At 66.0% G+C, this 23,350-nt stretch carries 26 protein-coding genes; 22 read left to right on the top strand and 4 right to left on the bottom strand.

The window, feature by feature from the left end; translation table 11 throughout:
• Positions 1-31 precede the first annotated feature (31 nt).
• A complete protein-coding gene (locus ACZK2G_RS11660; RefSeq protein ID WP_478473351.1) occupies positions 32-580 on the top strand; it encodes a GFA family protein in 549 nt (182 codons plus the stop codon).
• Positions 573-881 (top strand): DUF6958 family protein, encoded by a 309-nt coding sequence (locus tag ACZK2G_RS11665; protein WP_136637987.1) that lies wholly within the window; start codon positions 573-575, stop codon positions 879-881. Before ACZK2G_RS11660 ends, ACZK2G_RS11665 begins: the two co-directional genes overlap by 8 nt.
• On the opposite strand, the gene ACZK2G_RS11670 is transcribed toward ACZK2G_RS11665, so the two are convergent.
• Positions 882-2,237: a sigma-54 interaction domain-containing protein gene (locus ACZK2G_RS11670; protein WP_136637986.1), complete on the bottom strand. Its 1,356-nt coding sequence runs from the start codon at positions 2,235-2,237 to the stop codon at positions 882-884.
• 396 nt (positions 2,238-2,633) lie between these two features.
• Between ACZK2G_RS11670 and ACZK2G_RS11675 the strand changes: the two genes are divergently transcribed.
• The 15 genes from ACZK2G_RS11675 (at position 2,634) to ACZK2G_RS11745 (ending at position 12,404) form a co-directional block, all read left to right on the top strand.
• Positions 2,634-3,167, top strand: a complete 534-nt coding sequence (locus ACZK2G_RS11675; RefSeq protein ID WP_478473354.1) for a hypothetical protein — start codon at positions 2,634-2,636, stop codon at positions 3,165-3,167.
• The gene (locus ACZK2G_RS11680; protein WP_478473355.1) at positions 3,164-3,781 is read left to right on the top strand and encodes a hypothetical protein; all 618 of its coding nucleotides are present in this window, start codon (positions 3,164-3,166) and stop codon (positions 3,779-3,781) included. Before ACZK2G_RS11675 ends, ACZK2G_RS11680 begins: the two co-directional genes overlap by 4 nt.
• A gap of 43 nt (positions 3,782-3,824) precedes the next feature.
• Positions 3,825-5,141: a hypothetical protein gene (locus ACZK2G_RS11685; protein WP_012511147.1), complete on the top strand. Its 1,317-nt coding sequence runs from the start codon at positions 3,825-3,827 to the stop codon at positions 5,139-5,141.
• 99 nt (positions 5,142-5,240) lie between these two features.
• The gene (locus tag ACZK2G_RS11690; RefSeq protein ID WP_046985579.1) at positions 5,241-5,945 is read left to right on the top strand and encodes a C39 family peptidase; all 705 of its coding nucleotides are present in this window, start codon (positions 5,241-5,243) and stop codon (positions 5,943-5,945) included.
• A 13-nt stretch (positions 5,946-5,958) separates the two neighbouring features.
• A complete protein-coding gene (locus tag ACZK2G_RS11695) occupies positions 5,959-6,708 on the top strand; it encodes a hypothetical protein (RefSeq protein WP_478473357.1) in 750 nt (249 codons plus the stop codon).
• 46 nt (positions 6,709-6,754) lie between these two features.
• Entirely contained in the window at positions 6,755-8,047 is a 1,293-nt protein-coding gene (locus ACZK2G_RS11700) for a transporter (RefSeq protein ID WP_430766119.1), read from the top strand.
• Between the two features lie 301 nt (positions 8,048-8,348).
• Positions 8,349-8,639: a RebB family R body protein gene (locus ACZK2G_RS11705; protein WP_005416648.1), complete on the top strand. Its 291-nt coding sequence runs from the start codon at positions 8,349-8,351 to the stop codon at positions 8,637-8,639.
• A gap of 43 nt (positions 8,640-8,682) precedes the next feature.
• A complete protein-coding gene (locus ACZK2G_RS11710) occupies positions 8,683-8,952 on the top strand; it encodes a RebB family R body protein (RefSeq protein ID WP_046985582.1) in 270 nt (89 codons plus the stop codon).
• 26 nt (positions 8,953-8,978) lie between these two features.
• On the top strand, positions 8,979-9,245 hold the full coding sequence (locus ACZK2G_RS11715; protein WP_478473358.1) for a RebB family R body protein: 267 nt from the start codon (positions 8,979-8,981) through the stop codon (positions 9,243-9,245).
• A gap of 60 nt (positions 9,246-9,305) precedes the next feature.
• A complete protein-coding gene (locus tag ACZK2G_RS11720) occupies positions 9,306-9,578 on the top strand; it encodes a RebB family R body protein (protein WP_005416651.1) in 273 nt (90 codons plus the stop codon).
• Between the two features lie 70 nt (positions 9,579-9,648).
• Positions 9,649-9,885: a RebB family R body protein gene (locus tag ACZK2G_RS11725; RefSeq protein ID WP_046985584.1), complete on the top strand. Its 237-nt coding sequence runs from the start codon at positions 9,649-9,651 to the stop codon at positions 9,883-9,885.
• On the top strand, positions 9,882-10,466 hold the full coding sequence (locus tag ACZK2G_RS11730; RefSeq protein ID WP_136637980.1) for a RebB family R body protein: 585 nt from the start codon (positions 9,882-9,884) through the stop codon (positions 10,464-10,466). The genes ACZK2G_RS11725 and ACZK2G_RS11730 overlap by 4 nt, the downstream gene beginning before the upstream one ends.
• Positions 10,467-10,513: 47 nt before the next feature.
• Positions 10,514-10,861, top strand: a complete 348-nt coding sequence (locus tag ACZK2G_RS11735; protein ID WP_136637979.1) for a hypothetical protein — start codon at positions 10,514-10,516, stop codon at positions 10,859-10,861.
• 20 nt (positions 10,862-10,881) lie between these two features.
• Positions 10,882-11,961, top strand: coding sequence for a hypothetical protein (locus ACZK2G_RS11740; RefSeq protein ID WP_136637978.1), 1,080 nt, complete (start codon positions 10,882-10,884; stop codon positions 11,959-11,961).
• Positions 11,958-12,404 (top strand): hypothetical protein, encoded by a 447-nt coding sequence (locus tag ACZK2G_RS11745; protein ID WP_248298397.1) that lies wholly within the window; start codon positions 11,958-11,960, stop codon positions 12,402-12,404. The genes ACZK2G_RS11740 and ACZK2G_RS11745 overlap by 4 nt, the downstream gene beginning before the upstream one ends.
• A 59-nt stretch (positions 12,405-12,463) precedes the next feature.
• Here ACZK2G_RS11745 and ACZK2G_RS11750 read toward each other — a convergent pair whose 3' ends face one another.
• Positions 12,464-13,957, bottom strand: a complete 1,494-nt coding sequence (locus tag ACZK2G_RS11750) for a helix-turn-helix domain-containing protein (RefSeq protein ID WP_478473361.1) — start codon at positions 13,955-13,957, stop codon at positions 12,464-12,466.
• Positions 13,958-14,367: 410 nt separating this feature from the next.
• Between ACZK2G_RS11750 and ACZK2G_RS11755 the strand changes: the two genes are divergently transcribed.
• From ACZK2G_RS11755 to ACZK2G_RS11775, 5 genes are all read left to right on the top strand, one after another.
• Positions 14,368-15,252 carry an NAD(P)-dependent oxidoreductase gene (locus tag ACZK2G_RS11755; protein ID WP_478473363.1) on the top strand — a complete coding sequence of 295 codons (885 nt, stop codon included), beginning with the start codon at positions 14,368-14,370 and terminating at the stop codon, positions 15,250-15,252.
• Positions 15,253-15,353: 101 nt separating this feature from the next.
• A complete protein-coding gene (locus ACZK2G_RS11760) occupies positions 15,354-16,493 on the top strand; it encodes an SPFH domain-containing protein (RefSeq protein WP_478473364.1) in 1,140 nt (379 codons plus the stop codon).
• 21 nt (positions 16,494-16,514) lie between these two features.
• Positions 16,515-17,867 (top strand): TFIIB-type zinc ribbon-containing protein, encoded by a 1,353-nt coding sequence (locus tag ACZK2G_RS11765; RefSeq protein ID WP_478473366.1) that lies wholly within the window; start codon positions 16,515-16,517, stop codon positions 17,865-17,867.
• Positions 17,864-18,121 carry a hypothetical protein gene (locus tag ACZK2G_RS11770; RefSeq protein ID WP_046983345.1) on the top strand — a complete coding sequence of 86 codons (258 nt, stop codon included), beginning with the start codon at positions 17,864-17,866 and terminating at the stop codon, positions 18,119-18,121. The genes ACZK2G_RS11765 and ACZK2G_RS11770 overlap by 4 nt, the downstream gene beginning before the upstream one ends.
• Positions 18,122-18,397: 276 nt before the next feature.
• Complete coding sequence (locus ACZK2G_RS11775) at positions 18,398-20,062, top strand: tyrosinase family protein (RefSeq protein ID WP_478473367.1); 1,665 nt, start codon at positions 18,398-18,400, stop codon at positions 20,060-20,062.
• Between the two features lie 53 nt (positions 20,063-20,115).
• Here the strand turns inward: ACZK2G_RS11775 and ACZK2G_RS11780 are convergent, their stop codons facing one another.
• Both ACZK2G_RS11780 and ACZK2G_RS11785 read right to left on the bottom strand, forming a co-directional pair.
• Complete coding sequence (locus tag ACZK2G_RS11780; RefSeq protein WP_046983347.1) at positions 20,116-21,012, bottom strand: tyrosine-protein phosphatase; 897 nt, start codon at positions 21,010-21,012, stop codon at positions 20,116-20,118.
• 17 nt (positions 21,013-21,029) lie between these two features.
• The gene (locus ACZK2G_RS11785; protein ID WP_478473369.1) at positions 21,030-23,315 is read right to left on the bottom strand and encodes a TonB-dependent receptor; all 2,286 of its coding nucleotides are present in this window, start codon (positions 23,313-23,315) and stop codon (positions 21,030-21,032) included.
• Positions 23,316-23,350: the final 35 nt, after the last annotated feature.

A 23,350-nucleotide genomic window follows, 5' to 3' on the forward strand; every position in this document is an offset into this window, starting at 1 on the left:
TTCGTCGAGAGAATGAACACCCCAGGAGAAAATGCAGATGCCCTCCCATCAGTCCCTCGCCTGCGCCTGCGCCTGCGGCCAGGTCCGCCTGACCGCCACGGGCCAACCCATTGCCACCGTCGAATGCTGCTGCGACAGCTGCCGCAAGGTCGGCGCCATGCTGCAGTCGATGCCTCGAGCACCGGACGTACTGGGCCCGCATGGCCAGACGCTTTTCGTAATGCATCGCAAGGATCGCGTCAGCATCGATGCAGGACATCCCTTGCTGCGCGCGTTGCGGTTGTCCAGCAGGGGCGGCAGCCGCCGCGTCCTGGCGAGCTGCTGCAATACGCCGCTTTTCCTGGAGTTCAGCGGCGGCCATTGGCTGAGTCTGTATGGCCTGTTGTGGCCAGCATCGACAAGACCCGCCGTGGAGATGCGGACGATGGTCAGTGATCTTCCTGATGCGTCTGTCCTTCCCGACGATGTGCCGAACCTGAAAACCCGGTCACTGCGGTTCTATGCCCGGTTGATGAAGGCGTGGATCGCCATGGGCTTCCGCAGCCCACGCATCGACGTCGCCGGAGACAGCCATGTCTGAGCCCGAGCGGATCGAGATCGAAAGCATCACCACGCCCGGTCACATCCAGCGCGTGGATCGCGCTAAGTATCTCGCCATGCGCCACGCCTTGCTCTGGAGCTTGCCTGCGCAACCGCCGGGCCTGACGGTTGCGCAGGCGAAACAGGCGCTGTTGCCGCACCTGCCCGCCTCCCTGTTCCCTGCTGGGGCCACCGCCGGTTGGTGGTTGAAGGCGGTGCAGCTGGACCTGGAAGCCAAGGGCGTGATCGAGCGCGTCGCGGGCAAGCCGTTGCGCCTGTTCAAGCACCTGCCGGCCGGCTGATCAGCGCTGCGCAGGCAGTTCCAGCCGGTGCTTGCGGCACAGCCGATACACCGTGACCCGCGAGATCTGCATCTGCCGCGCGCATTCGGAGACGTTGTAGCCGGTCTGGCGCAGGGTCTGCAGCAGCACATCGCGCTCGGCCTGGCCGCGTGCGTCGTGCAGCATTGCACCCGGCAAGCTCGGGGCCGGTGCGCCCAGTTCCAGATCGCGCTCGCTGATCAGCTCGCCCTCGGCCATGATCGCCGCCCGCTGCACGCGATTGAGCAGTTCGCGTACGTTGCCGGGCCAGTCGAAGCGCCGCAGGGCCTGCAACGCTGCCGGGGCGAAGCCACGTGCGCGCACCGCATGGCGCAGGCGGAAGCAGCGCAGGAAGTGCTCGGCCAACAGCTGCACGTCGCCTCCGCGCTCGCGCAGCGGCGGCATCGGCAGCCGCAACACGTTGAGCCGGTAGTAAAGATCACTGCGGAACCGCCCCTGCGCCACCGCCTGCTCCAGCTCGACATGGGTCGCGGCAAGCACCCGCACATCGGCGCGCAGGGGCTGGCTGCTGCCGACACGCTCGAAGGTGCCCTCCTGCAGCACCCGCAGCAGGCTGGTCTGTGCTTCGGCGGGCAGGTCGCCCACCTCATCGAGGAAGACGGTGCCACCATGGGCCGACTCGAACACGCCAATCTGGCGCTTGTCGGCACCGGTGAAGGAACCGCGCTCGTGCCCGAACAGTTCCGATTGCACCAGGTTGGCCGGGATCGCACCGCAGTTGACCGCAATGAACCGCTTGCCGGCGCGACCTGACAGCGCGTGCAGTGCATGCGCTGCCAGCTCCTTGCCGGTGCCGGTCTCGCCGGTGACCAGCACCGGCAACTCCACCGGTGCGAACTTGTGCAGGACGGTACGCACCGCGTGCAGTGCCGGGCTCTCGCCGATCAGTGCACGTGGCGTGCTGCCATTGCACGCTTCATCCGGCGGCGGGTCGTCAGCATCGAACTGCTGGCGCATTGCGCTGACCATGTCCTGCAACCCGAACGGCAACGTAAAACGTGCCAGGCAGCGCTGCAGCAACGGCAACCACGCGGGCGGAACGGCACCTGGACTCGGCGGCATTACCGCCAGCCAGGGCAGGTGCTGATGTTGCTCGATCCAGGGCAGCAGCAGTTGCAGCGCGGCTGCATCCAGGTGCCGTAGATCAAGCACGGCGAGCAGACGATCGCGTCCGCGCAGGCCGATCGCCATGGCCGGATCAGGATGGATGCTGCGCACATACCAGCCTGCCGCAGCCAGCGCACTGCGCTCGCTGGCCGACGGCTCACCAAACCACAGCACGCAACGTGATGTAGAAGCTTCCGGGACCGCTGCCATGCTTCCCCCAGCATCCGGACACCGTCGGCGGACTGTCAGCCAATCACCGGCGTGCCACCCTCCGCCGAGACCTCTACGGCCACCGCGGCGGCCTTTGTTAGGCGGATCCTAGCGCTTCGCTAAACGGCAGCGCAATGAGCGCCGCGTCAAGGAATGCTCGGCTGAAGCCGCACCGTTGCAGTCCGCACCGACACCTGTAACAACAATGCGACAGTCCACCGGGCGCCTTGCCCTGCGGCGCTTGGCACGGCGCAATCGCAACATTTCTTCGACGTGCCTGTAACACCCTGGCAGCAGCGAAGCCTGGCACCGGGTCCACCCCGTGTTGCCTGGTGGGCGTTCTGCAGTTGGCACGGTTGATGCGTGGTTCCGCCGCACCCATCGCGGGAGATCGGCATGGACGGTGTCACCCCAGTTCTTCGCAGACTCGCCCCTTCAGTGGCCGTCCTGCTGTTGCTGCTGCCGGGAGTTGCGGCAGCATCGGGCGCCCGCCAAGGGGTGAAGCCGCAACCGGGCGAAATCGTCCTGTTGCGCGACGTATCGGCACGTCCGGCCTATCGCATGGCGCCACCGGGGATGGCGTTGATTGCCGACCCGAAGCCGCAGCGCGAGATTGCCGCAGCGCTCGGCAGCGGTGGCTCCTCGCCTGGCATGGACGAGCTCAGCGACGACGACTATGCCGGGATGGGTGCAGGCCACACGGCCATGGTCGCGGCGCCTGGCGGCACAACGGTAGAGCGCGTGACCCAACAGGCCCTGGGCGGCACCCTGGGGCGAGGCGGCGATGGCATGGTCGGCAGCAGCCTGGGCGGTGCCATGAGCGGCCCGCTGGGCGCGGTCGGCAGCAGTACCCGCGGTATCGCCGATACCGTGCGCGGCGCACTGGCCCAGTTCCCGCTGCAGGGCACTGCCCCGGCAGGTGGAAAATGAAACGCCTGCTCTGGCTGCTGCTGTTGCTCGGCGCGACGCCGCTGGGCGCACTGGCCGATGACTACAGCGGCATGCTCGCCTACCTCGACGTCGCCCGCATCGACGGCAACGCACTGGCCGGCGCCAGCGGTGCCATCGCCGTGAACCAGGCCGCCGGCGACCTCAACCTGCAGGCCAATCTGCGCGGCATTGCCCACAGCGGACTCGCCGACGTAGCCATCAGCGCCCAGCAGCTGCAGCGCGGCAACCGGGTGCTGTCGGCGCCGATGGAGGCGTCCGCGCTCATCGGCGGCAACGCGTTGGCCGGTGCCAGCGGCATCGCTTCGATCAACCAGGCCAGCGGCATCGCCAACACGACGCTCAACGTCGTCAGCGCGACGCTGGCTCGACAGGGCATACGCGAATCCGACGACACGGCCCTGGCCGCCGAAGGTTCCGCGTTGGCAGGGGGGCGGGACGACGCCGGTCGCGGCGTTGCGACGGGGACCCGCAGCGCCGGTGTAGCCAGCACCGCACTACGGGGATTCGACGGGGTCCTGCAACTCAATCAGATCGCGGGCAGCGGCAACGAGACAGCCAACGTGCTTGGCCTGGTCGTGCAGGACCGCCCGTGACAACCACCCAACCGATGCACCACCTGATGAGAGAGAGGGCACCATGAAAGCGACCGTCAAACAGACCATGCTCGCCATGGCGATTGCCACTGCCTCGACCGCCGCTGCGGCCAATGGCTGGGACAACCAGAACGCCAATGCGAACATCAACCACAACCACACCGTCAGCGAAACCCGCAACGACACCCACAACCATACCGACAACGACGTACGCAACCGCACCGTCAACGTCAATGTGCAGAAGCACAGCAACATCCAGGCCGACGAACGCAAGGAAAAGAACAACCACGGCGTCGACGTGAACCTGGAGAAGGACCTGCGCCTGAGCACCGACATCAACTTCTCCGGTGACCCGAACATCACCGGCGACATCGATCTCGACTCCGCCGCCATCGCGGTGATCGACAACCGGCAGTCGATCAGCAACAACGCCACCAGCAACAGCCTGGTCACCAATAGTGCCTCCATCGGCGACAGTGTCGGTGCCGGCGCTTCGGGCAACCTCGGCTTCAACGTGGTGTCCGGCGACAACAACGCCCAGGACAACGCCGCGTCGCTGTCCGCGGCCGATGCATCCTTCAGCTTCGGCATGGCCGATGCCGAAGTGTTCGTGAACCAGGCCGGTTTCGGCAACGCCACCATGAACTCCGGCGTCACCAACGCCGCAGGCCTCGGCGGCAACGCCTTCGGTGGTGCTTCGGGCAACATCGGCGTGAACATCGCCTCGGGCAACAACAACGAGCAGAAGAACGCGCTCGCGGCCTCGGTGGCGACCACCGCTGTGGCGCAGTCGAGCATCAGCTCCAACCAGGTCTCCACCGGCAACACGGTCAGCAACGCCGGCTTCGTGCAGTCCTACACGGACACCGTGCAGGTCGGCATGCGTGGCGGCGTCAGCGGCCTGACCCTGGCCTATGGCGCGGGCACCTACCGCGGCACCGGCAACGCCTACCAGATGGCCAACTACTACCTGGATACGTGGAATGGCGAGCTGCCGCACCCGGGTGGCAACAGCACCGGCCACATCGACCTGGACAACGAGATCCAGAACGCCACGATGAACCCCAACCGGCCGGGGGTGGGCGGCCTGGGCTTCGATACGCGTGAGAGCGGTACCAGCCAGTTCGTCGAACTGGGCGTGGCCGATCTGTACGCCAGCCTCAGCGGCACGGTCAGCACCACGCGCTGGGTGAACGTCAACGCGACCAACACCTCGGCGTTGTCCGGCAGTGCCTTCTCTGGCGCCTCCGGCAACATCGGCGTGAACGTGGCGGCGGGTACCGGCAACCTCCAGGCCAACAGCCTGGCCCTGGCTGTCGCCCAGCCCAGCACCGGCGGCGGTGGTGGCAGCGGCGAGTAAGCGCAACACCCCGGCCGTCCGCCAATGGCCGGGTTCCCGGGAGCCCCTGTTCCTCCTCCCCCTTGGGACAGGGGCTCCCCCCTGCTGCCGGAGAACGTGATGATCCGTTGCCGCCTCTCGATGCGCCTGCTGGCGATGCTGTTGCTGCTGGGTACCGCCTCCGCGTGGGCGGGCGAGGTGCGCTTCAGCGGCGTACTGCCCAATGGCGCGTTGCTGCAGCAGAAGGTGGAGAGCATGCAGGAGCGGCGCTACCGCAACGTGGTGCGCCAGCACACCGATTACAGCTGCGGGGCCGCCGCACTGGCCACCATCCTGCGCCACGCCTACCACCTGGATACCGACGAGGCGACGGTGATCGAGGGGATGATGGGGGTCTCCGATCCCGCACTGGTGGCCGAGCGCGGTTTTTCGCTGCTCGACATCAAGCGCTACGTGGAATCGCTGGGCATGCGCGGCCGCGGCTACCGTATCGACGAATCCCGTCTGCGCACCTTGCGCGTCCCCGGCCTGGTGCTGATGGACGTGCGCGGCTTCCGCCATTTCGTGGTGCTCAAGCAGGTCCGCAACGGCATCGTCGAGGTGGCCGACCCGATCCTTGGCAACCGCAGCCTGGCGCTGCCTGAATTCCTTGCGGCCTGGCCATCACGCGCAGTGTTCGTGGTGATCGGCAGCGACTTCGACCGCAACACCGCCCTGCTGCAACCCAGCGAACGGCCCAGTGCGCGCGCGCTGTATGCGCGGCAGGGGCCGATCACCGATGCCGAACTGGTCGACTTCGGCTTCAGCCATGCCGACCTGTTCTGAAGGAGGTTCGACCATGTTCCGCCAACCGCTGATGATGGCCCTGCTGCTGGCCTTCCCTGCCCTGCCCCTGCAGGCGGCAGAGGGCACGCCCGGTCGCGGCCTGAAGGAAATTCCGGACCCGGAACTGAGCCTGATGCGAGGCCGCTACACCGTGGGCGGCAACAACGTGGCCTGGTTCGGGGTGACCATGGTTTCGCAGTGGCAGGCCGGCAACGGTGCCACCCTGCAGGGCGCATTGACCCTGGCCATGGACTTCCGCGGCGGCGGTGCGCCGAAGCTGAGCTTCCAGCCCAGCGTGCATGTGACCGCTGCTGATGCGCCACTGCCGGACACCCGCGGCCGCAGCATCGACAGCAGCGGCCTGGCCAACGCCAGCGGCCTGGTGCAGAGCGTACAGGTGGCCGGCGATGGCAACGCCGCTCGCAATGTCACCACGCTGAGCGTGCGTGATGGCGAGGTGCCTTCTGCAGCGAGCGAGGGTGCGCGTTCGGTCAGCGCGCAGCAGTCCGGCGCAACCGCGACCGCGGTGCTCGATGGCAACCAGGCCCGCCTGCTCCTGCAGGTGGATGGCCAGGGCCTGGTGCAACAGTGGATCCGCAATGGCAGCGTCGGCCAGGGCATTGCCCTGGCCGGTGATGGCCAGATCGCCAGCAACCAACTGCGGCTGGAGCTGGTTCGCAACACCGTGGGCGGCAACCTGCCGTTGAGCCAGAACGTGGCCCAGGCGATTGCGTTGAACCGCGGCATGGGGCCGGGCCAGTAGCGCGGCGCGGCATTGGGGGAAGCGCTTCACAACGCAGGACACGAACATGCACACCCTTCTGAGGATCACCCCGCTGGCGCTGGCGGCGCTGGCGGGCACCGCGCTCGCCGCACCGCCCACAGGGGACGACGGCGCCGACGTGCAGGCGCTGGCCAACCAGTTGGAACAGCTGAAGGCCAACTACGCACAGGAAGTGCGGCGGCTGCGCGAACTGGATATGCAGGTGCAGGCGATGCAGGCACGATTGAGTGGCCGGGTGGGCCCAGCCACAGCGACGCCCGCCGCGCCGCTGGCCGCGGCAGCCGCCGCAGCCGTTCCACCCAGCAGCGAAGGCTACGCCAGCACCGCCGCCGAGGCGCAGCAGGCCAAGCAGGAGTCGAGGCGCAGCGTGGATGATGTCAAGCAGCAGCAATCCGCGCTGTTCTCGCGGCGCTTCACCATCGAGAACAGCCTTACCTACGCCCGCTACGACCGCAAGCAGCTCACCCTCAACGGCTTCCTTGCCCTGGACGCGATCTTCCTCGGCAACATCGCCATCGAGAACGTCGAATCCGATTCGTTGACCTACAACGTTGCGGCTCGCTGGGGCGTCAGCCCCAACCTGACGCTGAATCTGGATGTGCCTTACCTGGCGCGACGCACGGTCTACCAGAAGGGTGGTGCCGGTGGCGCAGCGGCGGCCATCGCGCAGGAGGAAACCAATGGCAACGGCCTGGGTGATATCGGTCTGAGTGCGAACTACCGCCTGTTCGGCGAGCGCGGCTGGCGCCCGGAAACCGTGCTCACTGCCGGCGTGACCGCGCCGACCGGGCGAGCGCCCTACGGCCTGGACTGGAAGGTCATCGAGCGCGACGACGATGACTACATCCGTTTCGCCGTGCCACGCGAGCAACCCACTGGCAATGGCGTGTGGCAGGCCAATGTCGGCCTGTCGATGGTCAAGACCGCCGACCCGGCGATCCTGTTCGCCAACATCGGCTACGTGCACTCGATTCCGCGCGGGTTCAACGACATCGACAGCAATCCGGACACGGTCAATCCCGGTGACGTGAAGCTGGGCGGCTCGGTGTACTTCGGCGCGGGCGTGGCGTTCGCGTTCAACGAGCGCACCAGCCTCAGCCTGTCCTTCAGTGACCGCATCAGCGCCCGTGCCTCCACCCGATTCGAGGGCGGCAAGTGGATGAAGGTGATCGGCAGTGACGCCAATGCAGCGTCACTGAATCTGGGCGTGACCTATGCGCTGAACCAGCACACCACCCTGGTGACCCTGCTCGGCATCGGCCTGACCCCGGATGCGCCGGACTTCACCCTGGCGTTCAAGATCCCGTACATGCTCTGACCCGCCCGATTCGGCGACGACGTGGCCGCTGCCCGTCGCCGCCGAATCGCGGCAGCCGCGTGCGTTGCCCTGTGTGTCCTCCCGGGCAACGCGCCAGCGCTAGCGATGACGGCGCTGATCATCAGTTCCGCCGCATTCACGTCGCACCTTCACGGTGATCCCCCCGCATTCTCCGTCGATTCCGCCAATCCGGCGGCGACGCCATTTCCTACTCTGGCCCCACGGTGAAGCCCAGGCCGCTGCAGGCAACGCACCGTGACACTGGATACCACGCACTTCCACCTTTTCGCAGGAGCAGGACATGGCATTTCCAACCGCGGTAAACGACCAGATCACCGATTCGGTCACCCAGGCCAACACCAAGGTGCTGGGCGACGCGCCCGCCGTGGCGGTGGGCAATCTGTACCAGGCCACCGCCCAGGCACTGGCCAACGCCGCGCACAACGCCACCAACGCACAGCAGCAGTCCTACGTGACCGCGCAGTCGGCCACCACCATGGGTGTGGCCACGCTGTACTCGATCGATACCGCCACCACGGCGGTAGCGAGCAAGGAAATCCTCAGCACCCGCGTCCGCGGCCTGGGTTCCTGATCTGTCGTTCCGTAGCTGACCCGCCAACCTCAAGGAGATAGACATGGCATTCCCAACCGCTGTAAACGACCAGATCACCGATTCAGTCACCCAGGTCAATACCAAAGTGCTGGGCGACGGCCCCGCCGTGGCCATGGGCAACCTCTACCAGGCCACCGCGCAGGCGCTGGCCAACGCCGCCCACAACGCCACCAACGCCCAACAGCAGTCCTATGTGACGGCGCAGGCAGCCACCACCATGGGCGTGGCCACCCTGTACGCGATCGATACTGCCACCACCGGCGTGGCCACCAAGCAGATCCTCGGCGCGTAATGCGCCGGAAGGCAAGGAGCTGAGCCATGGCATTTCCCACGGCCGTCAACGTCCAGATCACCGACTCGGTCAGCCAGGCCAACCTGCAGGTGCTGGGCGTGGCGCCTGCCACGGCAATGGGCACGCTGTACCAGGCCACCGCGCAGGCGCTGGCCAATGCCGCCCACAACGCGACGCTCGCCCAGCAGCAGATGTATGTCACGGCACAGGCCGCAACCACGATGGGCGTCGCGCTGCTCTACGCCGTCGATACCGGCGCCACCGGCGCCGCCACCCGGAAGATTCTCGGCTGATTCCATTGAGTGCCGGCAATCTCCGTTCCTGTAGTGCTGTCCACCCTAGGAGCTTCCACCATGGCATTTCCCACCGCCGTCAACAGCCAGATCACCGATTCGGTCTCGCAGGTCAACACCAAGGTGCTTGGTGATGCGCCGGCCATCGCAATGGGCAACCTGTTCGTAGCCACCAGCCAGGCACTGTCCAACGCGGCGCACAACGCCACCAACAACCAGCAGCAGTCCTACGTGACCATGCAGGCGTCGACCACCCAGGGGGTGTCCACGCTGTATGCGATCGACACCGCCTCCAACGGCGTGGCCACCCGCGAAATCCTGGGTCTGCGCTGACGTGTCGGCCCGGCGTGACGCCAACCGCCGCGCCCCCGCTCAGGGCGGCGTCACGTCGGGCCCCTGATCGATGGCCGGATCGCCTGCCACCGGCTACCTGCTGGCTGCAACCAGCACTGGCTCCGGGATGGCGATCGCCCTCGCCCCCTCGTTCGCGATGTCCGCCACGTACCTGGCGATGGCCGACAGTCTTGGCCTGGCAATGCAGAACGCGGTGGCCAACCAGCAACGCGGCCAGGTGACCGCCGGGGCAAGCCTGGCCCAGGTCCTGGCCCTGATCATCCAGAAGGGAGCCGTTCCGTCATGAGCAGTGAGAACACCGTCAACAGCCAGATCGTCGACAGCGTCAGCGCCGCCTCGACCCTGCTGGTGGCCCAGGGGCCGGCGCAGTCCTTCAGCATGCTGGACATGGTGATGCTGGAGACGTTGGGCACCGCCATGCACAACGCCGTCGCGCGCCAGCAGGGTGCGGGCATGGTCAGCAACGCAGCGGTCACCGCGACCTGCGCGAAGATGATCAATGCCCCCTGGCCGGTGCCGCCGCCCGCTCCGGAACCTCCTCCGCCGCCACCGCCGCAGGTCATCCCCCTGCCCGGCCCGGTGCCGGCGCCCCCTTCGCCTGCGGCAGTGATCGCCGCGGCCACCGCAGAAGGAAAGACCGCCATCAGCGTCCTGCAGGCACAGACCCACGGTGCCACTGCCGACGCTGCGGCCGCTACCAGCAGCCTGCATGCACTCGAAACGCTCGCAGGCAATGCGGCAGCGCCCGCGCCCGGTCCTGCGCCCGACCCCTCGTCCGGTCCGGATCCGGCCGCAGGTCCCGCCCAGGATTCCGCGCCAGAATCCCCCTCTTCCCCGGCCACAGGCAACACTGACGCCGGGGCCTGACACTACACAGGCCGCCTGCGGCCGCACCCGCCCATCAAGGAGCCCGTATGGACCCGAGCAACGTCAACGCCCAGGTCATCGATGTGATCAACCAGGTGCAGACGGCCACCATGTCCGCGACCGTGGTGAAGACCAGTGGCGCCGGCAAGGCCTACCAGTCGGTAGCCCAGTCTGCAGCGATCGCCGTGCAGGATGCCGCCGACGCACTGCGCAATGTCTCAACCATCGCGACCACCGCAGCCGGCGTGGCAATGGCCCAGTACCTGGCGACGGGGGACGAAAAGTATGCGAGGGTGCTCACGCAGGCGCAGACCATGATGCAGGGGGCCACCAACGACTTCACCCGGGTCGGCAGTGCCGCTGCGACCGTCCTCAAGGATTTTCCGGCCCAGTGAGGCCGCCAGGAGAGCCACGCATGAGCGTTTTCATTGCCGGTCGTTCCATCCCCCAGGCCAACCAGATCAGTCAATCCTGCAGGCATGTCCTTCAGTTCATCGACGGCGGCGAGCACTGGCTGAAGTGGGCCATGGAATCGCATGAGCACCGTTACGCCTTCTCCGACGAGGGTACGATGCTCGATGGGGTGCAGCAGGGTCTGCACGGTTCGCGCATGACATGGTTGCCGCGCATCGGGTTGCAGATCGGCCCGATCAAGCTGCTCAGTCTCGGTACCAGTGACCTCGGTGCCCTGCGCGACATCGAGTTTGGCGATGACACGCGCCTGTCGCACAGCGAGGCACAGGGAGTACTGGCAAGACATCGGCTGCTGACCAATACCGAACTCGGCGCCTCGCGTGCGTTCCTGGCCTCGATTGGCGCAGCCGATGCTCCGCTGCTGCAGCAACTGGATTTTCGTGAATCGGTGGCGCTCCACCAGCTCGCCGGTGAGGTGGGAATGTCCGCCGCAGGGCGCGAGGACCTGGCCGACGCCGCCAGCTTCGCGCTGCTGCACGCGCGCAGGCCCATCGAGTTTGCCGACTACTTCCGCTTCTACCAGCGGGTGAGCGCAGGTGGCGGCGGCCGCGAGCATCGGCTGACGCGTGCCACCCGGGCGTTGCAGCAGGTGCTGCCGATCCTGTTCGGCTTCCTGGACGGGCCGCAGTTGCCACAGCTGCCGTCGCCGGAGCAGGTGCGCGAGGCGATCGCCGCAAGCCTGGCCGCGAACCGGCAGATCGGCTACGCCCGCATCTCGCTGGCCGCCCAGCAGATGGCCGCATGCTTCGACAACGATCCCGACTTGCTGCTGGACGACAGCCGGCTGCGCGAGGCCGCGCGTTGGCAGTTGCGCGATGCGCAGGAGTTCCTCAACGAGCATCCGGTCTCCCGTGGCCAGCTCGGCCAGGATGGTGCCAGCGTCCAGTTCGCGATCGATGGCTCCAGGGCGCAGGCGCTGGTGCAGGTGGAGGACAATGTGATCACCCTGCAGGACTACCGCCGAACCCGCCGCTACCTAGGCGATGAAGCACAGGTTGGCTATCAGGCGGATACGGTGTGAACCCGCTTCCGGCGCCGGGTGGCGATGGCGTGCAGGCAGCGACGGAGGCCCTCGCTTCGGCGGCAGGCACGGCCGTTGCTGCCGGACGCATGGCGGCCCGGCAACAAGCGCAGAAGATCCTGGCCGATGCCCAGGCGGCATTGCGCCACATCCTGGGGGAACGCAGCGACGGTGTTCTCCCCTCATCCCCAGCAGGAGCACCGACGATGACCTTCCCGACCCCGCTTCCCGGTAAGCCTACTCCCGCCCATCCGGCGGGCAAAACCCCGATGGAAATCGCCCAGGAGCTGGCGGACGCCGCGATGGCTGCCAGTGAAGAAGGCATCCGCGCCGCGATGGAGGTTTCGCAACGCGCTGTCGAGGCCGCCGCCGAAGCGGCACGCCGCGCGGACGAAGCCGCCGAGCAGGCCGTGCAGCGCGCTGCTGAAGCAAACGCACGGTAACGCCTGATCTGCCATCCCAGCACCCCGGGCAGGCCCGCGCCTGCACCGGGGCGTTTGCTTTACTGATCCGGCGTTCGACGGTAGCTGCGCGGGCTGACCCCCACCGCGCGTCGGAAGCTCTTTTCGAAGTGGCTCAGGTCACCGAAGCCAACCTGCAGTGCGACATCGGTAATGCGCAGGCGTTGCACATCCCGCAGCAGCTGCTTGGCATGCTCGATGCGCAGTTGCTGCAGAAGCAGCTTGAACGTCGTACCCAGCTCGCTGCGAAACAGGAATCCCAGGTGAGACTGGCTGACATGGGCCTGGCGGGCGAGGTCACCCAGTGTGAGCGGCTCGGCAGCGTGGTCCTTCAGATAGGCCAGGGCACGCTTCAGGCCATCGTGCAGGCCTTCATGCGCAGCCCTCGGCGCGTCCTGCTGCCCAGGCTCGGGAGCGGCAGCTTCCTCAACCCCGGGCGGTAGTTGCGGCGCGCGCCCGGCATCGATGGCGACATTGCCCGCTGCCAGATCCGGCGCGTGGCGTGCCAGATCGTCGCGACGGATGCAGCGGCCACCGGTCATCACCGCCAACCGCACTACCACCCGCTCCATCTCCAGCAGGTTGCCGGGCCAGTCATGCGCACACAGTACTTCCAGCACATCGTCACCCAGCACATGGGGATTGAACCCATGCAGCTCCAGTGAACGTGCCGCCAGCGCGGCGATGTCCTCCACCCGTTCGCGCAGCGGCGGAATATCCACGGTCAGGAACTCCAGTCCGGCCAGCAGGGCGCGCGAGAACTGCTTCTCCCTCACCCGTTGTTCAAGGTCCGCGCTGGTCGAGGCGATCACCCGTGCCGGACCGGTCGCCTGCGCATCGGCATGCGCGGCGGGCAGCCCACGCATGCGATGTGACAGCTGGCCCTGCAGCGACACCGGCAGTTCGTCGACTTCATGGAAGTACAGCGTTCCGCCCTGCGCGCGCGCGAACCAGTCGCAGGCTTCGCCCTGTGGATGGACACAGTTCACCTCGACAAACGGGCCTTGCCGGTATCGGCCACCACTGTGCAGGGCGGCGGCCAGTTCCATTTTCTCGGTACCGAACTCGCCACGCAGCAGTACCGGCAGCGGACTGGCCGCCGCGCGTTCGACGAACTCGTCCATCTGCTTCAGCGCCTCACCGGCGCCGACCAGCAGCAGCGGTCGGCTCAGCGCCTGTTCGGCCCAGGCCTTGGCCTCGTAGCGCTTGATCAGGTGTGCACAGCGCTGGGCAAACTGTTCACCCAGCGCCAGGGCACTACCGTCCAGCCGGCCCTCTTCACTTTCCAGATGCAGCTCACCCAGTACCTCGCTGCCATAGCGGATCGGCAAGCGCTGGCGGGCAGCGGTGTTGTCGTCCGTTACCGCCACCGCAGTCACGTCCGTATGGCCAGCACTGGAACCGCGCAGATGGACGCTGCCGCCACGCAATGCATGGTGTTGCGAGAACTCCTTCACGAACGCGCCCAACAGGTCTGGCAAGGACCGGTGGGGTCGATAGGCGCGCTGCAACATCTCACTGACTTGCCTGTGCATTGAAACTCCCCTTTCGAATGGCAACCCGCTGCCGTTGCAGCGGGTGATCGCGCAATGGGTACCGTGCGGCTTCATTGCGTGATGCTGCGACGCCCCCGCCGCGCCTCGCGCCAGCCGCAGCACACGCAGGTGAACCTGCACACTGTCCGCCCCCATGCCCCCAGGAGGTTGCCGTCGGTAGGTCGACGATGCGGACGTCGGACGGATCCCGGCGCCTCAAACGCAGATACGCGCATTCGGCCCCGGGATTATCGAAAGCGAGTTTCGAGAAAATCGTGATGATAATCACGTGAATATCGGTGATTATCTTTGCCAGCAATGCAACGCGGGGGAATGTCGACCTGCACGGCCTGCGCGCCCTTTGCCGATCTGCGGCATGATCGACGCCTTGCCATGATCGGGAGCCTCCCATGCCATTGGGATTCATCGGCCTGGGCGTGATGGGCACGCCGATGGCGGGCCACCTCGCACGGGCCGGGCACGCCGTGCTGGGCTGGTCCCGCTCCGGCCGAAACCACGAGGCTGCACGCACCGCCGGCGTGCAGCCCATCACGCAACGGCAGGACGTGTTCGACGCGTGCGGGACGATCCTGCTCATGCTGGCCAACGACGAGGCCATCGACAGCGTGCTGGATCGGAACACGCCGACCTTCCCTGCCCGCGTCAAAGGCCGCCTGGTGATCAACATGGGCACCAGCTCGGCAGCCTATTCCCAAGCGTTGGGCGAACAGATCCGCGCGGCAGGCGGGCGCTACGTGGAAGCGCCGGTCTCCGGCTCGCGGGTGCAGGCGGAAGCCGCGCAACTGGTCATCATGCTGGCCGGCGACGCCGCTGACGTGGCAGAAGCCTCGCACCTGCTTGCGCCCCTCGGCCGGCAGTGCGTCGCGTGCGGTCAGGTGCCAGCGGCGTTACGCATGAAGCTGGCAGTGAACCTGTATCTGATCACGCTGGTCACCGCACTGGGCGAGGCCGTCCACTTCGCCAAGGTCCACGGCATTGCCCTGGAGCGCTTCGCCGAAGTACTCAACGCCGGGCCGATGGCCAGCGAGGTATCGAGGATCAAGCTGGACAAGATGATCCGCGAGGACTTCGCGGTCCAGGCCTCGATCACCGATGTTCTGAAAAACAGCGGCCTGGTGGCCGGTGCCGCGCACGAGGCGGGCATGCAGGCGCCCCTGATCGACGCCAGCGATGCACTGTTCGCGCGGGCGCAGCGGATGGGGCTGGGAGGGCTGGACATGGCCGCGGTACTCCAGGCGATCCGGGGCGGCCCACAGGCCACCTGCGGAGCCTGAACTGGAATCATCTTCCGGCACCACAGCAGTCCCTGCCCGCTGCTATATTCAGTCCAGCTCGGCAGGCATGGTGCCTGTCCTCGAATCACAGGGAGTTGGACATGGGTCTTATACAGGCGGTCAAGGGTGCGGTAGGCGGTGTGCTGGCCGACCAGTGGAAGGACTTCTACACCGTGCCGGCGGGCCTGCCGTCCACGGCGGCCCTGTTCGCGGCGGTGCCGCAGGGCACCAATGCCGGCCGCGGCTCCAACACCAGCGGCTCGTCCAACATCATCAGCAACGGCTCGAAGATCGTGGTGCCGGAAGGCTACGGCCTGCTGCTGTTCCAGGACGGCGCGATCACCGCCTTCGTCGCCGAGCCCGGTGGCTACGAATGGCGCTCGGACGATCTGAACTCGCAGTCGATCTTCGCCGGCGACGGCCTGGTCAGCACCTTCATCAAGCAGAGCTGGGAGCGCTTCAAGTTCGGCGGCCAGCCGGGCTCGCAGCAGGCGGCTTACTTCGTGTCGCTGAAGGAACTGCCGGACAACCGCTTCGGCACCCAGTCGGAAATCTACTGGGACGACGGCTTCCTCAACACCCAGGTGGGTGCGGTCACGCGTGGCTCGTACACGCTGAAGATCGTCGATCCGATCCTGTTCGTGAAGAACTTCGTGCCCGCCCGCTATCTGCAGCCGGGCCAGGTGTTCGACTTCACCGATCTGGACAACGCCGCCGCCAGCCAGCTGTTCAATGAGGTGGTCGGTTCGCTGGCTCCCGCCTTCAGCCTGTACACGAACGATCCGAGCAAGGGCAACCGCATCACCAAGCTGCAGCAGGATTCGCTGGGCTTCGCGCAAAGCCTGTCGGCGGCAGTTGAGCATGGTTACCAGTGGAAGTCCGATCGCGGCCTGGCCATCGTCAAGACCGCCATCGTCTCCATCGAGTACGACGCCAACACCCGCGAGCTGCTGAAGACCGTGCAGCGCGCCGATGCGCTGTCCGGTTCGCGCGGCAATTCCAACCTGCAGGCCAGCGTTGCCCAGGGCATCCAGTCGGCCGGCGAGAACGGCGGCGCGGCAGGCCTGGTCGGTGTCGGCATGGCTTCGGGCATGTTTGGTGTCGGTGGCATGCAGCAGCCGACCGCGCCGGCTGCCGATGATCCGGTGGCCAAGCTGAAGAAGGCCAAGGAAATGCTCGACCTGGGCCTGATCACCCAGAGCGACTACGACGCGCTCAAGGCCAAGGCACTGGGCCTGTAACCGGCAGGACGTACAACCACCATGTCCGATCCCCGAAACGGCCCACCGCCGCTGCCCGGATCCGCGCCCTCGACGCCGCCGCCCTTGCCGGCGGCGTCGTTGGATGGGCCGGGTTCGCCGCAGGACGTCCCTCCCCTGCCCGGCAGCTTCCCGCTGGACACCTCGAAACTGCCGCAGGCCATCCGTGAAGAAGTGGAAGCACCCGATCCTGTGGCCATCGACACCTCGGCCAGCGAGCTGAAGGACGGCCTCAACCGCTGCCCCAGGTGCGGCGCCACCGACATCCGGCCCAAGGCCGGTACCGATATCCTGGTCTGCCTCTACTGCCGTCACGAATGGCATGGCGCGCGGGTCGAGGAGGAATTCGGGCTGGGCGAAGCCATCGACCAGCTGCGCGGTACCGTCATCGCCTCAGGCGCCCGTGACATCGATGCCGACACCTCGGCGTTGATGACGTTCAAGTGCACCGGCTGCGGCGCTGAAGTCACGGTCAACACCGAGAGTACGATGACGGCGCGCTGCCACTGGTGCCGCCATGTGTTCGGTGTCAACGAGCAGATCGCCAACGGCGCGGTGCCCGATGCCGTCCTGCCCTTCCACATCAAGAAGAACGATGCGGTCGCACGCATCCGCCAGTTCGTCGACAAGCGCCGGATGTTCGCGCTGAAGGCGTTCAAGGATCAGTTCACCCCGGAGAACGTGGTGGGCGTGTTCCTTCCGTACATGATCGTCGACAGCAATGTCAGCGCTGCCGTGATCGGCAAGGGCGAGATCAAGACCCGCGAATACACGGTCGGCAGCGAGAAGAACAAGCGCACCCTCTACGACGCCGACGTCTACCAGGTCGAGCGCCAGGTGGATTTCACCGTCGATGACCTGCCGCTGGAATCCTCGGCCGAACGCGGCAACCTGGACACCCGCGCCAACACCAACAACATCATCAACACCATCCTGCCGTTCGATACCAAGAACGCGGTCAAGTGGAACGCCTCGTACCTGGCCGGCTTCACCTCGGAGAAGCGCAACCTGGACGTGGAGAAGCTACGCCCACGCCTGGAAGATCAGCTGCTGTCGATCGCGCGCGCGCAGGTGGAGGGCTCGGTGAAGCGCTACAACCGCGGCGTACGCTGGGAGCAGGAGCAGCTGGAGGTGCATGGCACCCGCTGGGTGTCGATGTACCTGCCGGTGTGGCTGTATTCGTACCACCAGCCCGGCAAGAACGGCGGCATGCTGCACTACATCGCAGTGAACGGCCGCACCGGCGAAACCATGGGCAGCGTGCCCGTGCAACAGTGGAAGATGCTGTTGGCGGCACTGGCCACCGGCACCGTCATTGAAGCCCTCGCAATTGCCTTCCTGGTGGCATCGACATGAGTGATGACAGTGGTCTCTGGCTGTTGGCGGCAGGCCCGGCCGGCGCAACCGCGCTGTACTGGGCGCTGTACCGCTATTACCGCAACACCGACAAATCGCATTCCTTCGAACACGAAACCGAGATCGAAGCCCAGCCGGTGACCGGCTCGGACCAGCAGGTGGGCCGGGTCACCGGCACCGAGGAGAAGCGCATTCGCGGTGACAACGTGTACGAGTACCGGAAACGGGTGGTAAGAGTGAAGCCCGATCAGTAGAGCCAGGCCACGCCTGGCTGATCGACAACGCAGCGACGACGACGGTGAACAGCTTCAGCCGGGCAGATGTGTATGCGCCTGCGACTGTGGCCTGCTTCGCAGATCAGCTCTGTTTGCCATGCCTATACTACCGCCGCTTCCACCCCGGCCATCGTTGCACCTGCCGGTGGAAGCGGCGGGGCTGGATGTCCCCGTCGGACCGGCCGCCACGCTGCCGCCGGTCCTGCCAGTGATTTGTAACCCAATGCGGTTCAACCAATCACCAGGGGGAAGGCTATGCGCTACACACGTCGTGATTTTCTTGCCACCACCGCCAGCGCTTCATTGGCGTCACTGGTCGCGTCCGGTGCCTGGGCCAGCGGCGCCGCACCGGCCGACAAGGCCGCGCAGGCACGCTACCACCGCTACAACGTCACCAGCCCCGAAGGCCAGCGCATGCTGGCCAGCTACGCACGCGGCATCAAGGCCATGCTGGCATTGCCGGCGGATGATCCACGCAACTGGTTCCGCAACGCCTTCGTGCACCTGATGGACTGCCCGCACGGCAACTGGTGGTTCTACGTCTGGCACCGTGGCTATGTCGGCTACTTCGAGCAGACCATCCGCACGCTCAGCGGCGATCCGCAGTTCGCCATGCCCTACTGGGACTGGACCGAGCTGCCACGGATTCCCCCGGCGATGTTCGACGGCGTGCTGACACCCACTGACAGCGCCTATGCGCCGTATACACGCAACCTGGCGGTCTTCACCCGGTTCATGCGGCCAGCCCTGCAGCGTTACTGGGAAACGCTGGATGCAGGCCAACGCGATCAGCTCAAGCTCCGTGGCTATCTCACTGCGGACGATGTTTGGAACGATGTGACCGGCTACAGCGCCGCGGAGAAGACCGGTATCTCGGGCAATGCGGCCTATGCGATCACCTGCGGCGCCCGTTATCTCTGGCGCGAGAATCCCGGCTTCGATGCAAAGACCGCTTCGGCCGTGTCTCCCGATACCATTCACGCAGGGCTTTCGCCGGTCGATTTCTACAACGATGATGTGAGTCGCAGCTTCACCAGCTCGCGTACGGCCTCACACGTGGTGCAACCCGACGGCGCCACGAAATTCTCGGTACTCGAAGGCTTCCCGCACAACAAGGTGCACAACTGCATCGGTGGCGTCGGCGCGGTCGACCCCGGCCCCTATGGCAACATGACCAACTTCCTGTCGCCGCTCGATCCGATCTTCTACCTGCACCACGCCAACATGGACCGCCTGTGGGACGTGTGGAACCAGCTGCAGCAATCCCGCGGCAAGCCGATCATGCCCATCAACGTCGACCAGCGGCGTCAGTTCATGAACGAACCGTTCCGGTTCTTCGTCAATTCACAGGGCAAGCCCGTTGGCGAGCGTCCTGCCAGCGCCTTCTTCTCCACCACGGCCTTCGACTACGACTACGTCTATGGGGGCCGCAACGACCTGCTGACGGCGGCCGCACTGCCCGCAGCTGCCGGTGCGGTGCGGCTGGTGCGCGGCACACGTTCCGATGGCACTTTCCGCGTGGCTGTCCCCAATGAGGCGGTGCGCGCGCACCTGGCCGCATCGGGCCCACGACAGTTGATTGCGGAAGTGACTCTGGAGCGACCACGCGGCTTGAACAACACCCGCGAGTTCGACGTGCTGATCAACGCACCCGCCGGCACCTCGTCCGTGGATGCCGACAGCCCGTACTACGCCGGCACCGTATCGTTCTTCGGGCCCACCATGGCCGGGATGGATCACAGCCATCCCACCACGTTCGCGGTGCCGCTGCCTCAGAAACTGGGGGCCCTGCAGGCACTCTATGCAGCCGATGGTGGAACGACCACGCTGGAGATCCGTCTGGTTGCATCGTCCGGCCAGGCACCGCAGACGTTCCCGGTGCTCGACGCCGCCATTCTGGTTGCGCCGCTGCAGCCGTGATGACGCACTGCAGGTGCCGGCACTGTCCGGCACCTGCCTTCGGCATGCAGTTTTCAGCCTGCCTGCCCCAGCCGTACCTTCAACTGCTGGATCTCCTGTTCGCTGACCCCGATCGACTTCAGGTAACCCTCTGCTCCACCATACTGGCTGTGCAGTGCCGCCAGGAACTGCACCATGTTGTCCGGCGCGGTACCGGACATGCCGGCCATCCTGCGACCGATCTCCGGATTCTGCTTGATCAACGCCATGATCTGCGCGTTCATCGCGCTGTCCTTCGGCTGCCCTTCCAGGTAGTGCGCCGAGATCGCGTAGTTGTGCACGATCTCGGCCTTGGGCACGCCCGCCAGGTCCAGCAGCAGGCCGGCGATGATACCGGTGCGGTCCTTGCCTGCGGTGCAATGGAACAGCACCGCGCCATCCTGCTGCGCGGCGATACGCTGGAACACCTGCTTGAACTGCGGCTGGCTGTGGCCCAACCACTGCACATAGGCCTCGCCCAGCGTATCCGGGAAGCTGGTCATCATCTTCTGCAGGTCCATCTTCTCAGTGCCCATCAGCGAAATGCGCTGATAGTCGAAGCGATCGTCGCGGGCCAGCAGATCCGGTGACTGTGCTTCCTCATCGGCGGTGCGCAGATCGATGTCGAGCTTCACACCGGCGGCGACGAGGGCATCACGGTCGGCATCGGTCAGGCGGCCAAGGTCGGCGGTGCGCACGAAGGCATCGGCTGGAATCGGCCCTTTGCTGCCCTGCAGGCCAGCGAAGGTACGCACATTCCAGGCACCCTGCAGCGGGATCACCCGCTGCGCATCGGCGGCGGCGGGCTTTGTGTTGGCGGTAGCTACCTGTTTGGCAGCGACGGCCTGCGGCGTATCAGCGGCAACCGCTGCGGCAGCCATCGGAAGAGCCAGCATCAGGGCCAGAGCGAGTTCGGTACGAGCGATCTTCATTGGAATCTCCAGTCGAATCAGAAGTTGACGGCCACATCCAGGCCGAAGGTGCGCGGGTCGTTGAAGATGCCGCTCTGGCCCAGCGCTGCGCTGTTGATCTTGTAGAACAGATGCTGTTCATCCAGAAGATTGCGCGCCCACAGCGAGAACGACATCGTGGTGCCGGTGCTGTTGACCGGTACATCCACCAGCGCCACCCGAGCGTTCACCACGAACGAGCTGTCGGTGAGCATCTGGTCGTACTCGCTGGTGTAGTAGCCATCGGACCAGTTGCCGTCCACATGGAACTTCAGTGCCGAGAAATTGGCGAACGGCACCAGGTAGTCGGCAGACAGGCTGCCGGCGTTCTTCGGCGCCAGCAGCGGCTGGACCGTTACCTGCACCCCCGCACCGAATGGGTCCGTCGCGGTCTGCGCGTCGATCTTCGTATAGGCGTAGTTGAGGCCGAGCGTCAGGTTGTCCACCGGCATCACATTGAACTCCAGCTCCGCGCCGCGCGATTTGCCATCGCTCAATGCATTGGTGGTGACCATGGTAGTGCGGGTCTCGCCACTGTTCGGGTCGAACGGCAGCGAGAAGTCCATCTGCTTGTGGGCGATGGTCGAATCGAACACGGCGAGGTTCAGGCGGGCGCGGTTGTCCCAGAACTGCGATTTGAAGCCCAGCTCATAGGCCGTCACTTCTTCAGGACCGAACGCGCTGTAGTTGGTCGAGCGCGAGTTGGCACCGCCGGCCTTGAATCCCGTGCTGTACTTGGCATAAAGCATCGCGTGCCCGCCAAGGTCGTAGGCGATGTTGACCATCGGGTCGAAGCGGCTCCAGCGGTCCTTGAACGCGAGGTTGGTCGCCGCACCATTGACGATGTACAGGCTGCCCTTCTTGTCATCGCGGGTATAGCGGCCACCGGCGGTCAGGTGCAGGCGCTGCAGCGCCTCCGGGGTCCACGTGGCTTGGCCGAACACACCCAGACTGTCGGTCCACGCTTTGCTGGCGCGGTCGATGCGTACCCGCGAGAGATCCAACGGGTTGGTCGCCGCATTCACCGTGTAGCTGTTGCCGCCTGGGCCCCAGACCAGCATGTTCGGGGTCTGCGCATTGTCACCGGCGGTCTCGTGGTAGTAGAACGCACCGCCGAGGAACTGCACCTGCGAGGTATTGCCGATCAGCTGGAACTCCTGGCTGTACTGGTGCTGGTAGACCTGCGCCAGGCTGTAACGCCCGAAGGGTGTGCCTGCGCCACCATAGGCCGAGATTGCATCGACCAGGCCCATGTCGAACTGGCCCTGGGTGAGTTCGCGGTATGAACTGATCGACTTCAGTTCCAGGTTGTCGTTCAGCGTCCACGACAGGTTCAACAGATGGCCACTGGTCCGCCCGATGTTGTCTTCCTGCGGGCCGCCGAGGATGGCGCTGTCGCGGCGATCCTGGCTGGCGCCGGCCTTCTGCAGTGGGCTCAGGTAGGCGCCCGGCATCAGCACCTGGGTGTGGTACGGCGTGGTGGCATCGTAGGAACGATCGAACGCGTACAGCAGCGAGAAGTCATCACTCGGCTGCCACAGCGCACTCAAGCGCGCGCCACGCTTGTCGTAGCTGTTGAAGTCACGCTCGCCACGCATCGGATTGTCGGTGGTGCCGCCACGCCTGGCCTGCACTGCATCGACCTTGAAGCTGACATCGCCCACCTTGGGCAGGTCCAGGTGCAGCGCGCTGTTGTAGCCGCTGAAGTTGGACACACCGGCACTGACGCTGCCGCCGAATTCGCCGGTCGGTTGCTTGGTCACGATGCTCACTGCGCCGCCTTCGGTGTTGCGGCCGAACAGCGTGCCCTGCGGCCCCTTCAGCACTTCGATGCGCTCCACGTCGTAGAGCATGCTGCCCAGGCCCTGCGCACGGCCCATGAACACTCCATCGACATAGATACCGACGCCGGCGTCGCGGGCCGGCTGGTTTGCGTCACCGGAGGCGCCAATGCCACGGATACCGATGTTCAGCGCCGAACTGCGGGTGGCAAACGGCGTGACCCGCAGCGAAGGAATGGAACCATCAGACAGGCTGCCCAGCGAAATCGCGCTGCGGTCCTTCAGCGTTTCAGCATCGACCACCGACACCGAGATCGGCGTCTCCTGCAGGTTGGTGGCGCGTTTCTGCGCGGTCACCATCACCTGGTCGAGGGCGACAGTACGCGCGACCTCGGCGGAGGCGGCAGCATCGGCGCTGGGATTGTCTTCTGCATGGGCCAGCACCGGCAGCGCGGCGGCGATGGCGAGGGTGAGCAACGGACGGTGCAGCGGGAGGTAGCGCATCGGACTCATTCGCGGAAGGAGGAGGCCGGCGCAGT

Source organism: Stenotrophomonas sp. 107298_Sma, from assembly GCF_056480345.1.

Coding starts and splice junctions, on each gene's coding strand:
- ACZK2G_RS11660 (WP_478473351.1), top strand. CDS start 32: ATGCAGATGCCCTCCCATCAGTCCCTCGCCTGCGCCTGCGCCTGCGGC.
- ACZK2G_RS11665 (WP_136637987.1), top strand. CDS start 573: ATGTCTGAGCCCGAGCGGATCGAGATCGAAAGCATCACCACGCCCGGT.
- ACZK2G_RS11670 (WP_136637986.1), bottom strand. CDS start 2,237: ATGGCAGCGGTCCCGGAAGCTTCTACATCACGTTGCGTGCTGTGGTTT.
- ACZK2G_RS11675 (WP_478473354.1), top strand. CDS start 2,634: ATGGACGGTGTCACCCCAGTTCTTCGCAGACTCGCCCCTTCAGTGGCC.
- ACZK2G_RS11680 (WP_478473355.1), top strand. CDS start 3,164: ATGAAACGCCTGCTCTGGCTGCTGCTGTTGCTCGGCGCGACGCCGCTG.
- ACZK2G_RS11685 (WP_012511147.1), top strand. CDS start 3,825: ATGAAAGCGACCGTCAAACAGACCATGCTCGCCATGGCGATTGCCACT.
- ACZK2G_RS11690 (WP_046985579.1), top strand. CDS start 5,241: ATGATCCGTTGCCGCCTCTCGATGCGCCTGCTGGCGATGCTGTTGCTG.
- ACZK2G_RS11695 (WP_478473357.1), top strand. CDS start 5,959: ATGTTCCGCCAACCGCTGATGATGGCCCTGCTGCTGGCCTTCCCTGCC.
- ACZK2G_RS11700 (WP_430766119.1), top strand. CDS start 6,755: ATGCACACCCTTCTGAGGATCACCCCGCTGGCGCTGGCGGCGCTGGCG.
- ACZK2G_RS11705 (WP_005416648.1), top strand. CDS start 8,349: ATGGCATTTCCAACCGCGGTAAACGACCAGATCACCGATTCGGTCACC.
- ACZK2G_RS11710 (WP_046985582.1), top strand. CDS start 8,683: ATGGCATTCCCAACCGCTGTAAACGACCAGATCACCGATTCAGTCACC.
- ACZK2G_RS11715 (WP_478473358.1), top strand. CDS start 8,979: ATGGCATTTCCCACGGCCGTCAACGTCCAGATCACCGACTCGGTCAGC.
- ACZK2G_RS11720 (WP_005416651.1), top strand. CDS start 9,306: ATGGCATTTCCCACCGCCGTCAACAGCCAGATCACCGATTCGGTCTCG.
- ACZK2G_RS11725 (WP_046985584.1), top strand. CDS start 9,649: ATGGCCGGATCGCCTGCCACCGGCTACCTGCTGGCTGCAACCAGCACT.
- ACZK2G_RS11730 (WP_136637980.1), top strand. CDS start 9,882: ATGAGCAGTGAGAACACCGTCAACAGCCAGATCGTCGACAGCGTCAGC.
- ACZK2G_RS11735 (WP_136637979.1), top strand. CDS start 10,514: ATGGACCCGAGCAACGTCAACGCCCAGGTCATCGATGTGATCAACCAG.
- ACZK2G_RS11740 (WP_136637978.1), top strand. CDS start 10,882: ATGAGCGTTTTCATTGCCGGTCGTTCCATCCCCCAGGCCAACCAGATC.
- ACZK2G_RS11750 (WP_478473361.1), bottom strand. CDS start 13,957: ATGCACAGGCAAGTCAGTGAGATGTTGCAGCGCGCCTATCGACCCCAC.
- ACZK2G_RS11755 (WP_478473363.1), top strand. CDS start 14,368: ATGCCATTGGGATTCATCGGCCTGGGCGTGATGGGCACGCCGATGGCG.
- ACZK2G_RS11760 (WP_478473364.1), top strand. CDS start 15,354: ATGGGTCTTATACAGGCGGTCAAGGGTGCGGTAGGCGGTGTGCTGGCC.
- ACZK2G_RS11765 (WP_478473366.1), top strand. CDS start 16,515: ATGTCCGATCCCCGAAACGGCCCACCGCCGCTGCCCGGATCCGCGCCC.
- ACZK2G_RS11770 (WP_046983345.1), top strand. CDS start 17,864: ATGAGTGATGACAGTGGTCTCTGGCTGTTGGCGGCAGGCCCGGCCGGC.
- ACZK2G_RS11775 (WP_478473367.1), top strand. CDS start 18,398: ATGCGCTACACACGTCGTGATTTTCTTGCCACCACCGCCAGCGCTTCA.
- ACZK2G_RS11780 (WP_046983347.1), bottom strand. CDS start 21,012: ATGAAGATCGCTCGTACCGAACTCGCTCTGGCCCTGATGCTGGCTCTT.
- ACZK2G_RS11785 (WP_478473369.1), bottom strand. CDS start 23,315: ATGCGCTACCTCCCGCTGCACCGTCCGTTGCTCACCCTCGCCATCGCC.